Origin of the sequence: Brevibacillus laterosporus, assembly GCA_007833815.1 — a bacterium.
GTDB classification, from domain to species: domain Bacteria; phylum Bacillota; class Bacilli; order Brevibacillales; family Brevibacillaceae; genus Brevibacillus_B; species Brevibacillus_B laterosporus_D.
On the sequence record CP033464.1, the window covers coordinates 5,090,982 to 5,102,919 of the forward strand.

General features: G+C 43.5%; 8 protein-coding genes and 1 pseudogene. All 9 read right to left on the reverse strand.

What is annotated here, in order from left to right:
- Nucleotides 1-249: 249 nt before the first annotated feature.
- Nucleotides 250-1,011: a serine/threonine protein phosphatase gene (locus EEL30_25100; GenBank protein QDX95279.1), complete on the reverse strand. Its 762-nt coding sequence runs from the start codon at nucleotides 1,009-1,011 to the stop codon at nucleotides 250-252.
- A 170-nt stretch (nucleotides 1,012-1,181) separates the two neighbouring features.
- Nucleotides 1,182-1,985 (reverse strand): PIG-L family deacetylase, encoded by an 804-nt coding sequence (locus EEL30_25105; GenBank protein ID QDX95280.1) that lies wholly within the window; start codon nucleotides 1,983-1,985, stop codon nucleotides 1,182-1,184.
- A gap of 23 nt (nucleotides 1,986-2,008) precedes the next feature.
- Nucleotides 2,009-3,022 (reverse strand): N-acetylglucosamine kinase, encoded by a 1,014-nt coding sequence (locus tag EEL30_25110; GenBank protein ID QDX95281.1) that lies wholly within the window; start codon nucleotides 3,020-3,022, stop codon nucleotides 2,009-2,011.
- Nucleotides 3,019-4,539, reverse strand: coding sequence for an argininosuccinate lyase (argH, locus tag EEL30_25115; protein QDX95282.1), 1,521 nt, complete (start codon nucleotides 4,537-4,539; stop codon nucleotides 3,019-3,021). The genes EEL30_25110 and argH overlap by 4 nt, the downstream gene beginning before the upstream one ends.
- 146 nt (nucleotides 4,540-4,685) lie before the next feature.
- On the reverse strand, nucleotides 4,686-7,217 hold the full coding sequence (locus EEL30_25120; GenBank protein ID QDX95881.1) for a hypothetical protein: 2,532 nt from the start codon (nucleotides 7,215-7,217) through the stop codon (nucleotides 4,686-4,688).
- Nucleotides 7,218-7,363: 146 nt separating this feature from the next.
- On the reverse strand, nucleotides 7,364-9,091 hold the full coding sequence (locus EEL30_25125; GenBank protein ID QDX95283.1) for an iron ABC transporter permease: 1,728 nt from the start codon (nucleotides 9,089-9,091) through the stop codon (nucleotides 7,364-7,366).
- Nucleotides 9,092-9,167: 76 nt separating this feature from the next.
- Nucleotides 9,168-10,307 carry an ABC transporter ATP-binding protein gene (locus EEL30_25130; GenBank protein ID QDX95284.1) on the reverse strand — a complete coding sequence of 380 codons (1,140 nt, stop codon included), beginning with the start codon at nucleotides 10,305-10,307 and terminating at the stop codon, nucleotides 9,168-9,170.
- 67 nt (nucleotides 10,308-10,374) lie between these two features.
- Nucleotides 10,375-11,487, reverse strand: a complete 1,113-nt coding sequence (locus EEL30_25135; protein ID QDX95285.1) for an extracellular solute-binding protein — start codon at nucleotides 11,485-11,487, stop codon at nucleotides 10,375-10,377.
- Nucleotides 11,488-11,743: 256 nt separating this feature from the next.
- Nucleotides 11,744-11,932 (reverse strand): annotated as a pseudogene (locus tag EEL30_25140) (AraC family transcriptional regulator).
- Between the last annotated feature and the right edge of the window lie 6 nt (nucleotides 11,933-11,938).

Genomic DNA, 11,938 nt, shown 5'->3' on the forward strand with positions numbered 1-11,938 from the left:
AACTATTGAAATGTCTCATAACATTCTTTCGATTACTATTCGTCATTTTGAAATTTTTTCCTTTTTATTAATGGTGCCTAAAAGAGAAGAATCGACTATAAGCTTTATCGTGGCTTGCATGGGAGGAGTTAGCTCTTTTTGGTTCCATTTCGATTTACTCTGAGGTTTTACACTGTACGTGGGCCTTCAGAAGAAAAAGAAAGGGCTCCATTCCTTTTTGGAATACAGCCCCTTCATTTATAGACATCATTATTCTATTGTATATACCTGACGGCTCGGCAATTCCAGGCAGTGCAATTTACCTCCATAAACACATCCTCCGTCAATACCAATAATCTTATTTTTCCCAAAATAAACATCCGTGCTACCATCTTCATGCAAATAGTTCGTCGATGTGTGACCAAAAACAACAATCTTTTCTCCCGCATAACCATGATGGAATTCTTCGCGTATCCAGATCATTTCTTGCTCGTCCATTTCAACCAGCGATTTTGTTGGACTCACTCCTGCATGGATAAAGATGTACTCCTCTGTCTCATAATAGAGTGGCAATTGTTCCAAGAAACGAATATCCTCCACCAATTGATCAGGTAATTCCAGTTTAATCCCTGGGGCCTCTTTATTTGGTATGATTCTAGGTGGCTCATTTGATCCTGATACTGGTCTGATCACCTGTTGTAAGGCTTCTTCTTCTGTTAATGGTAACTCAAATCCGTAGGGTCGTAATGTTGTAGGCGCATGATTACGCATCCATCTGCCCATCCAAAACTCATTGGCAATGGTTAACGCTTTAATCATCATGTCTTCATGATTTCCTCGTAGCGCAATGGCTCCTTCTTTAGTCAGTTCCTTTACTTTGGCAATGACTCCCTTAGCATTTGGTCCACGGTCTACATAGTCACCTAACAGGATGAGTTGATCTCTATCTGCACGGTAATTGGCTTTCGTTAATAATTGCTCCATTTTATCCAATTCTCCATGAATATCGCTCATTACCATAGTACGTTTCATGCTGTCTCACTCCCTTTATCTATCTACAGTATGGGTATGGTGTGTTTCCTCTGTTTTACCTTACATGAGCAAGAAGAGGGTGGCAAGATTTATTCAGAAAAAAGGTAACTTTCAAAACATCAATATAAAAAGAGAAACACACGAATATATTCCGTGTGTCATCTGTTGGATTAATCTGCTCGGTTCTTAAAAAAACAAAAAGTCGGAACGCTCGTCAGCTTTGTGTTGCTATCGTGCTCCTCTGTGCAGATAGACTCATCTTTTCCTTTTGAACGGATAAGTGTGTAATATTCGTAGGGACTTATTACAGAAAAATCACCCTGTAGCACTCCGGGGAATGCTTTATTGACCGAGTATTCCTGACTCTTGTATTCCTGCAACGCCTTGCCTTTTCGGTTTCGATAATTTGAAATATCCACTTTACCTGTAATAGGGAAGGCCGCTTGTGGCGCAGATTCCGTACAATGATCATAATAATGCGGAATGGAGACATAATACAAATCGGCATATTCTTGTTCAGTTAATTGTGCTTCTGAACGCTTTACCGCTATCTCCACTACCCTAGATAACGCAATATGATCAGGATGCCCCGTTACTCCGTCTGGTGGAAAGGTGATGACGACCTCTGGTTTTATAGATAGTAATGTCTGAAGTACTCGTTCTGTTAAAGTATTTTCGTCCATCTGCGTAAGTCCACCATCTGAATAGCGATATAACAGCAAATGGGATACACCCAAACAGCGGAGGGCACAGCTTAACTCTTGTTCACGCCAGACAGCTAGTTCCTCTTGACAAGTGATTGAATATGGGCCGCACTTACCCTTATTTCCTGATGTAGCCGTCACCAAATAAATATGATGACCTAACTCGCTGTATTTTGCGATGGTTCCAGCGCAGGCAAACGATTCATCATCGGGGTGTGGAAAAAGAAACAGTAGGCGTCTTTCTTTAGAATTTCCGATAAAATTTCCCATGTAGCTTCATCCCTTCGCTCCCCTTAGTCCTTTGGATTGGTATCAGGATATTGGCGGTTATTCATTGCTCGGAATCCCATGGCAATTACGCCTTTAATCGGATCCTGCTCGCTATCATCCACCATCGCTTTTGGTGCATATTGACTGATAAGCTGAATGAGCCTTTGTCTCACGAATGGTTCATGCTTCAAGACGCCCCCTTGTAAAATAACGGGACAAGCTTGATCATGCAGGTTAAGTTGACCCATGATCATTTTTATACCCTCAAACAGTTCATCTGCGGCTTTTTCCAAAATCGAGTGTGCCGTTTGATCTCCTTTTTGTGCTGCGCTACTTACTAGGCGTGATAATTCTCCTACTTTGTCAACCGAATACGTTTTCTCGTTATAGACCCAGTGAAAAAGCTGCTCCACATCATCCATTTGTAAATAAGCAAGCACTTCATCTGTTAGCAAGGTGGAATTCGCTCGACCATCTGATGATCTAAATATAGCGGTTAGCGCTTGATTGCCGATCCAATAACCACTGCCTTCATCACCTACTCGATGTCCCCATCCTCCTGCTCTGCTACTCTTTCCGTTCGTGCCTACACCGCAAACAATGGAACCTGTGCCAGCAATGGCCAAAATTCCGGGCCTACCGTTCGTAGCACCCATAAGGGCAGCAACGCAATCATTTTCAACTACTATCTGGTTTATTTGAATGTTCAGATCAAAAAGTACTTGGTTAACTAGCTTCAATATGATAGCTCGATCGTATGAAGTATCAAGACCTGCTATGCCAAAAACGGCACAGTCTACTTGTAGAGGAGATTGTGTATCAAAGGGGTTTTGTGATTGGGAAGTCAAGGCTTCAGTCATGGCTCCATTAATCGCCTTTTTTAACTCATGTGTGGCTGCCTCCACGCCGTTTCCATGATAGTTGCATGATCCTGCCCTCCCAGTTCCAAGTACATGTTGGTTCTGATCGAGTATCATCGCCAAGCTTTTGGTACCTCCTCCATCTACAGCAAGAAGAGGGATATGCCTTTTATTCATGTGTTCTCACTCCATGTCGACAGGGTATGATCCAGTTGCGACAAGGCTCTTTGGCAACGCAATGTTGCTGATTGCCACCAGTCCTGCACCAGCTCCTGTCTTGTTTTTCGAGATTGAATCATGCGCATCATTTCTGTTGGGCTAGGGCCACCTGGCAACGTACGAATTTTCACAAAATGCACAGGATCAAGCGCTTCAGCAAGCTCTGCCTCAGTCAGTAGCACATCTCTTTTTATCACTTGTTGGGCTGCTTCATTTACCATGCAAAGACTTACTTGATCAGCCGTCAATCCTTGTTTGAGCGCCTGTTGTACCACGTGACTGACGAGATGATGCGACGTCCTAAAAGACAACTTATCCGTACGCACCAATGTATCCGCAAGTTCTGTTACCGTGGCAAAGCTTCCCTTGATTCGTGCCAATAGAACTTCTTTATTCACCTGCATGGTCGTCATGACTGCTGCAAGCAAACGATACATGTTATCCAAAATGGCCAGGCTCTTCCACACATACGGCTGCATGTCATCTTCTGTATCCACAATATCACCAAACGGGGTGTTATGCATCATCGAAAGCACTGTGTTAGTCGTACCTACGCAACTGGATAATAAGGCCCGCATATGCTCCAACGAGACTGGATTACGCTTTTGGGGCATGATGGAGCTGATCTGAACATACGGATCTGCCACCCTCACAGCACCAAATTCTTGCGTGCACCACAGTAGGAGATCCTGTACCGATCGCCCAAGATTAATTGCTGCCAACTGAACTGCCACCATCGCCTCGCCAAGATAATCGGCACCACTAATTGCATCGTAGGAATTTTCTACCATTTCATCAAAACCTAATAATTCTTGCATTTGAACTCGACTGATCGCAAAACCAGAAGTGGTCAGCGCAGCCGCCCCCATTGGACTACGGTTACAATTTTCATAGGCAGATCGTAATCGACGTAGGTCGCGTTCCAAGGAATCTGCCATCGCCATTACATAGTGAGCCAAGGTAGTTGGTTGTGCCTGTTGGGTATGAGTGTAGCCAACCATTACTGTATCTATATGCTCTTGTGCCACCTGTAACAAATATTCATGTAAAAGCATTCCTGATGCAAATGTTGCAAGTAACTCCTCTCTTAGTACCATCCGATAAATGCAAATCCCCATGTCATTACGGCTACGTGCAATATGTAAATTGCCGGCAAGGTCACCTGCCAACTCTAGCAACTGGCTTTCCACCTGGAAAAATAGATCCTCATATTTACCCGTGTATGTAGATTGACGCAATGCTTCCAAATCAAGCTTCTGTAACGCGTTCGCGATTTGTCTCGCCTCATCTACAGAGAGTAGTCCCTGTTCTTTCAACATGACTAAGTGAGCTTTATTGATGGCCATCATTGGTGCTAACAGGTGTGTTTTTGCTTCTTCAAAAGCAGGTTCTAGAACTACTTTTGCATAGGTTTTCCCAGGGAAGGATGTTCCTTCTTGTTTGTACATTTTCGCTTGTTGTGCTTGATAAGTCATGTACTATGCCTCCTCATCTATTTTAGTGGATCAATTTACATCTAAACATCCGAGGGCTCCCTATTACGCTGGGAACCCTCATGGGTGAAAGGTAAACAGTTTGCTCTACAAATTGACTCGTTGGCTACCTTATTAGCTTCATTGCTTCATTGCTTCAAACTGATCATATTAACAAACATCCGGATCGCACCCGGCACTAAACTTGGAATTTCTCGATACCAGACCAAGGAACTGTACGTATAGGTTCCTTTGCCATATTTGGCAGTAAGGTAAGTACCTGTGAACTCCTGCTCACCTGTATCACCATTTCTAATTAGCTCGGTATACTCTTTGCTCCAAGCAGATGGGTTATAGGCAGAGCGATCCTGAATCCAACTACTCCAATCCTGCTCGGTGATTTTGTTTGGCTTTGTAAATAATGGATGTGTTGGTTGTAGTATTGTCACCTTGGAATTTTCATCTGTAACACGCCACTTAATAAGTGGTTGCCCGATCGTAATCGGATAAGGAGCTAGATCAGGCGTCCATTTATCCTCTGGCTTATGGTACTGTACGACCAGATTACCACCATTCTCTACATATTGAAGTAGACGCTTATTACTTGAAATCAGTTCCGGACGAAAACCATATGCCCGTATGCCAAGCACAATTGTGTCATATTGCTGTAAATCGCCTGATTCTACCGTTTTTGCATCCAAATTGACCACATTGATGCCTAATTGGCGCAAATATTGGTCGATTTGATCAAAACCACTGGCAATATAGCCAACCTTTATATTTTTCTTCAGTTGCAGATCAAACGCTTGAATAGCAAGTACAGCGGGTTGGATGTAATAGGTGGTGCCAATGTGTGGATACTTGATGACTTGCACATTTTCTTGACTCTGTAATCCTGTCAAGCTCGCTTTTGCCGAAATCTCATACGTACCACTCTTTACTTGTTTGGATGGGGTTATCTGGAATGAGATGCTTTTGGTTTCCCCTTTACTAGCAAAGGAGAGTTTACTCGACGCTGGTTTCGCACTCCAGCCGACAGGCAACGTAAGTGAAATGGTTGGTTCGCTAGCACCCGGTGTATCGTTTTTCACTGTTACTTTGACTGGAATTGATTGATTTTGCTGTAACGTATTTAACACAGTGGCATTCGGGTCGAGTGATAAGGAGAATGGCGGTAAAATGCCGATCGCGTCTTGTGGTATAACAAGCAAGGTCGCGTTCCCTCCAAAAACCCTGTAGGTGATATCACCAGAAACCACTGGTAAGCGATACGGATGAAATTTGGCAGCATCTTTTGGAATGCTTACGTCATAGGTGGCTGATATAGTTTGGTTGTAACTGACTTTGCCAAAGGTCGTAGAACCAGTCGCCTTCACCTTCCATCCATCTGGTGTGTTCAGTGATAACGTTACGTTTTCGATTGCTACCTGACCGCCATTGTATACTGTTACCGTCACTTTAGTCGTTTGCCCAGGGATTAGCTCACTACTGGCTGACTTTACTTTACCTACGAGTGACAATGCTTCTGCACTCGCTTTATTTAGTTGACGTTCCTTTACCTTCAAACGGTGTAGCACATCCACTTGGCTTCCTGCATCTAGCTCAGGTGACTTGGCTTCCTTGATCGCTTCTGTTACATCCTTTTTCATTTGATGAACTTCCTTAGCCACTTTCAAAAAGTCTGGATAAGCGCTGACAATACGTTCTGCATCGCTTTGTAGCTGCTGGATTTTTTGGGATAGACGACTTCCTTGCTTCTGTTGGGCAATCTCTTTGGACCAGTCCTCAAAGGTACAGGGGATGCCCTCAAACATGCCCGTTTCCTTCTGTTTCATGGGCCCAACTGCTTTTGCCAGTTTATAATAGGCAAAGTCAGGTCCCTCGTCGTAGTGGCGCCCCATTCCTTGGCTTTTGTGCATAAACCGAGATTCTTCCCCCAGCTGCTTGTAGGAAGCTCCATATATTTGATCGTAATCACCTATAGGAACCCGAACTGTATAATCCTTGTCACTTGCTGGTAGATATAACTTTTTAACCTGCCAGGGAGATAATCCTGCTTTGATTTGTTCAGGAAATACATTAGGATTGGCGGCATCTTCAAAAGCTCGCACCGTAATCACATTAATCGCCCGGTGATGACCGTGAGTAGATTCTTCATTTAGAAAAGCAGGGATCACCACATCGGGACGCATTTGACGGATATGACGAATTAAGCGTTCATAGGTCTTCTGTTCGCCCCATTTTTCTAATGTTTCATCTGGACTTTTGGAAAAGCCAAAATCATAAATGGGATCATTAATTTGTTCACTAAGATTGATGAGGTTCACGTTGGTAATTTTGGATGCTTCTTGTAGTTCCCGCGTACGGATAATGCCTAGCGAATTGCCCAGCTCACCGCCGATCTCATTTTGGCCACCTTCTCCACGAGTAGCAATCAGACTGGTTGTCTCTATCCCTTTGCCCAGACTAAGATACGCAAGCGTAGCACTATGCTCGTCATCGGGATGTGCCCCGGTATTCATCGCACTTGCCACCGTAGTCAGCGGCAGAATCGATTTCCATAAATCAACGACTCCCCGATCGGCATGGGCGGTCTGTGGAGTAGGCAGGATTACCAACGTAGTAATAAGAGCTGTGCTGGTGACAGCTGCAAACCATTTGGAAAACAGGCGGAAACACAAATTTCCTTTTCTCAAGGGGTTCCTCCCTTTTTGAGGTCGTACTTTTGGAAAACAACGGTAATGAAGCTTGCTGTTGTTCACTTATACTCCCGTGTGGGTGCAACATTTAGTCTGGCTACTATTGATTCGTTTCAGACCTCATAGCCCTAAACCGCTGAGCCAGCTTGATCTCCCGTCCATTTTTTAGAAAGGAACAGAACAATGATAATCAACACAATCTGCAAGACACCATATGCACAGGCTGTGCCGAATTCAAAGGAATACATTCGCTGGAATATCTCTACAGAAATGGGTGTGGTGCTCGTCGTAAACAATAGGATAGAAGCTACAAACTCCCCAATTCCCTGTACGAATGCCAATAATGTTCCTGCCAAAATTCCACTTAACGCCATGGGAAATACGACACGTCGGAAGCTGTACCACCAAGAAGCTCCCAGATTACGGGCCGCTTCCTCCACGGAATGATCGGTCTGCATCAACGTAGCTGACGTGGAACGAAAGACCAATGGCAGATGACGAACAAAATAAGCCAGAGGTAAAATCCAGATTGTTCCTACCAAAGCTTGATTAAAGCCAAATAGATGTGGCTCGCTGAAGGCAGCAAGTAAATTAATCCCGACAACTGTGCCAGGCAATGCCCACGGAAGCATGATCAGGATATCCAGCAAGGTTTTTCCTCTAAATTTCAATCGAATCATCGCATAAGCCGCCGCTACCCCAAAGATGACATTCCCAATGGTTGCAATCAGGCTCAGTTCAAAGCTGTTGGCGATGGGTCTCCATGTTTTACTGTCCGTAAATAGATCCAGATAATGAGAAAAGGTGTAGGATGGCGGTAAAATCTGTACCGTCCAAGTAGCGTCTTCTGAGAAAGACAGGAGCACTAGCACAAGGATCGGCAACATGAGGATAACAATACCAATTGTGGAGAGGACCATTGCTGTATATCGACCTACCTTACTTTTTACCTCCGTGCGATGTACGCTTACCCCTTTGCTTTGATTCTGATAATTGCGTACCCCTTGATACCAGCGCATCACTAACAAAAACACGATTGAAACGACAGATAGGATAGTAGATTGTGTCGCCGCCATATCAAGATTGCCGTTGGTGCGGGAAAGATAGATTTGCATGGTCATCGTGCGGTCAATTCCAAAGATAAGCGGAGCAGTATAGGAAGCCATTGCAATCATAAAGACCAGCAAAGAGGATGCCACAATAGCTGGCGTAAGCATAGGCAAAATGACACGATGCCAGACTATAAATCGGTTAGCACCAAGACTAGCTGCCGCCTCTTCAAGCGAAGGATCTAACCCTTTAATAGCGGCTGAGGCCGTCATATAAAAATAGGTATACATGGTAAAAGTATGGACAATCAGTACGCCCCAAATGCCTTTCAAAGAAAAAGGGACCTGCTGGAGCTGAAATAATTCCTTTAATGCCCGTGGAATAATGCCGCTCTCTCCATATAAAAATGTAAATGAAAGCACACCAATCAGAGGGGGCAATGCCATCGGAACCATGGCTAGTACAGACAAAATTTTGCGTCCGGGAAAATCATAGCGTTCCAATAGAAACGCCATACTTATTCCCACGATGCCACACGTGATCACACTTAGCACTGAGATGTACAAACTGGTCCAAAGTGCTTCCAGATTGGCCGTATGCTCCAAACTAAAAAAACGAGCGTAATTTGCAAACGAAAACTGTCTGTCTATGCTCATGCTTTGAAAAAATGTCTGCCATAACGGATAAACGACATAAGCGAGCAAGATGAGAAATAAAGGGGCAACTAGCACATAGACAAAAGAGTTAGAGGAAAAAATCGTGAGGTGTAGAAATTTATTTCGCAGTAATTTCGGTTGTGTATTCATTTGGTACCTCCCCGATCCGTTAAACAAACTAGGTGATTACCAAACCGCTTACTCTGGGTTCCTTCGTTGCACTAAATCACTTACACATAGGGTTCTCCGTAAGAATAAAATAGACACTTGCTTTAGGAATGTGCAAGGTGATCGTCTCCCCACGCTGTTTTACTTGACTGCCCGCATGAATAAACATCGCTCTCAGGTGTTGTTTGTCGCCTACTTTACAGACATAGGTAATGCTGGCACCTGTGAATTCGGAGATGATAATTTGTCCCTTCATTTGATTGATTTCTCGGACAAGTGGCTGGTCGATTACGTCAGCTTGAGTGTTTACCTTCTCGTTTTTAATCTGTATAGCCTCAGGGCGAACGGAGATGGATACTTTGGCTCCCTTTTTCATACTCTCGCTAGTTGACACATGATGACGATACCCTATCACAAGCAAATCAGGTTCGATTTGCACACTAACTTCTTCTCCGTCTATCTGCACAACCTCGCCTTCCCACAAATTGGTTTCTCCAATAAAAGAAGCGACAAAACGATTAGACGGACGGTTATAAATGTCGTCTGGTGTACCAATCTGTTGCACTTCACCACTCTGCATCACCATGATGCGATCCGACATCGCCATGGCTTCTGCTTGATCATGCGTCACATAGATCGTGGTGATACCGAGCTCCACTTGCAAACGTTTAATTTCTAAGCGTGTCTCTTCTCGTAGTTTGGCATCCAGATTGGACAATGGTTCATCTAATAATAAAATGGACGGCTCAATGACTAACGCTCTTGCTAGGGCCACACGCTGTTGTTGTCCCCCAGATAATTGATCAATCCGTCTGTTTCCATACCCGTCTAAATGCACCAATCTCTGTGCTCGCTCTACCTTCTCTTTGATTTCTGTTTTGTTACGCTTGCGGACTTGTAGACCAAAGGCTATATTTTCAAACACCGTCATATGTGGAAAAAGAGCATAATTTTGAAACACCATACCTGTACTTCGCTTATGTGGTGAAACATATGTCATATCAGCATTAGCAAATAGAATGCGACCTGAGGTAGGATAGTAAAAACCGGCAATCATACGTAGCGTGGTTGTTTTTCCGCATCCACTTGGTCCAAGGAACGTAAAAAACTCTCCTTGTTTAATCTCAATGTGGACGTTTTCCACTCCTTTTGCTTTGCCAAATGCCTTTGTTACGTGCTCTAACGTGACTCCACTCAACTATATTCCTCCTCTCCTGTCATACGAAACCAAAGGATGCCCCCTTCTCTGTATTGCCACCTATCAGTTATTTCTTGCCTTTTCCTTTAATATTCTCATCCCAATATTGCATCCACTCTTTTTCTTTCTCGGCCATGACCTTCCAATCAATCTCCAATGGTTTTAGCTCCACATCTTTTAACCAAGCAGGCAGATTTTCTTTATTGATATTTGATAGTGTGGGAATTTGGTAGTACTTCTCTGCCATTTCAATTCGTATTTTTTCATCAAATAAGAAGTCATAAAATTCCTTAGCGGCATCCAGGTTTTTAGCGCCCTTTACAATCGCTACTCCATCTACTAGGATTGGCGCACCGCTTGCTGGATAAATGTAATCAAATGGTTGCTTCTTTGTTTCCTTTTGGATCATGACATCTTGCAAATTCCACAGAGATATTGCACCCTCTTGACGTGCTAGCTTCAAATACAGGTTGGTAGGATCCTGAGCGTATTCCTTCGTGTTCGCGTCCAATTTTTTCAGCCATTCATAGCCCTTGTCTGGAGTTGTTAGACCTTGACGATACATCATCGCCGAATAGATCGTGCGCATCGTACCTGATTTCAAAACACCACGGATAATAATGTTATCCTTGTATTTTGGGTCTAGTAAATCATCCCAATCTTTGGGCGCTTCTGCTTTTGGTAGCATATCGGGATTGTACATGATGACTTCTGGCAGTAGCATTTCCCCATACCAACGATCTTGTGAGTCTTTATACAAGGTCGGAATATGATTGCTGAATGGCGGTTTGTAGCTTTCTAGCAAACCTTCATCTGCGGCAGTCATTAATCCCGATTGTGTACCTCCCCACCAAAAATCCGCTTGTGGATTCGCTTTTTCCCCACGTATCCGCTCCAAAATTTCTTGTGCTCCAATCGTTAATACATCCACCTTTATATCGGGATGAGCTACTTCAAATTTAGGAATAAAATCTTCTACTACGCTTTTGTCACGCCCTGTGTAAATGACCAGCTTCTGCTGTTGTACACTCGCTTTACTTGATAGCTCGCTTGTCTTGGACGTTTCACCTGTACCTGCTTGTGAAGAACAGGCCGCGAGCGAGATTGCTACTGATCCAGTTAGAAGTGATTTCACCCATTTTTTTCCTACACACCCTACCATTTTCCCTATTTTCCTCATTTCATCTCCCCCTTTAATTCCCTACTCTGTCTTTCTCCCAATCAATCCCGCCTGAGAATCTGCTTATGCTGACGGCTAGTAATGATTACTAACAAAGTATGGATGGTGTGTGTAATTTATGCTTGTTTTTTTACTGAAACGAAGTGTTTTTATTTTCTGTAAAACTAGTAGAATCAAGGGTAATTCTATCAGCTCAACCATGTATACTTTCCCAGCGCACAAAAAAATCGCAAGCAACTAGACTTGCGATTTTACATCATTTTTTTCTAACAGGAATATATAACAAAATGATAGCATTTTCGTCTACTATTTTTGAAAATTCCGGTCCATACACCTCAAAATTATCCCGTACATCCAGCTCATATTCCACACTAGGAAACCATGTACTCCAAATATAGTCGTAGGTGCTTCTAAGTTCACTACCTCTTCCTTGATGGCGAAATAGGTTTTA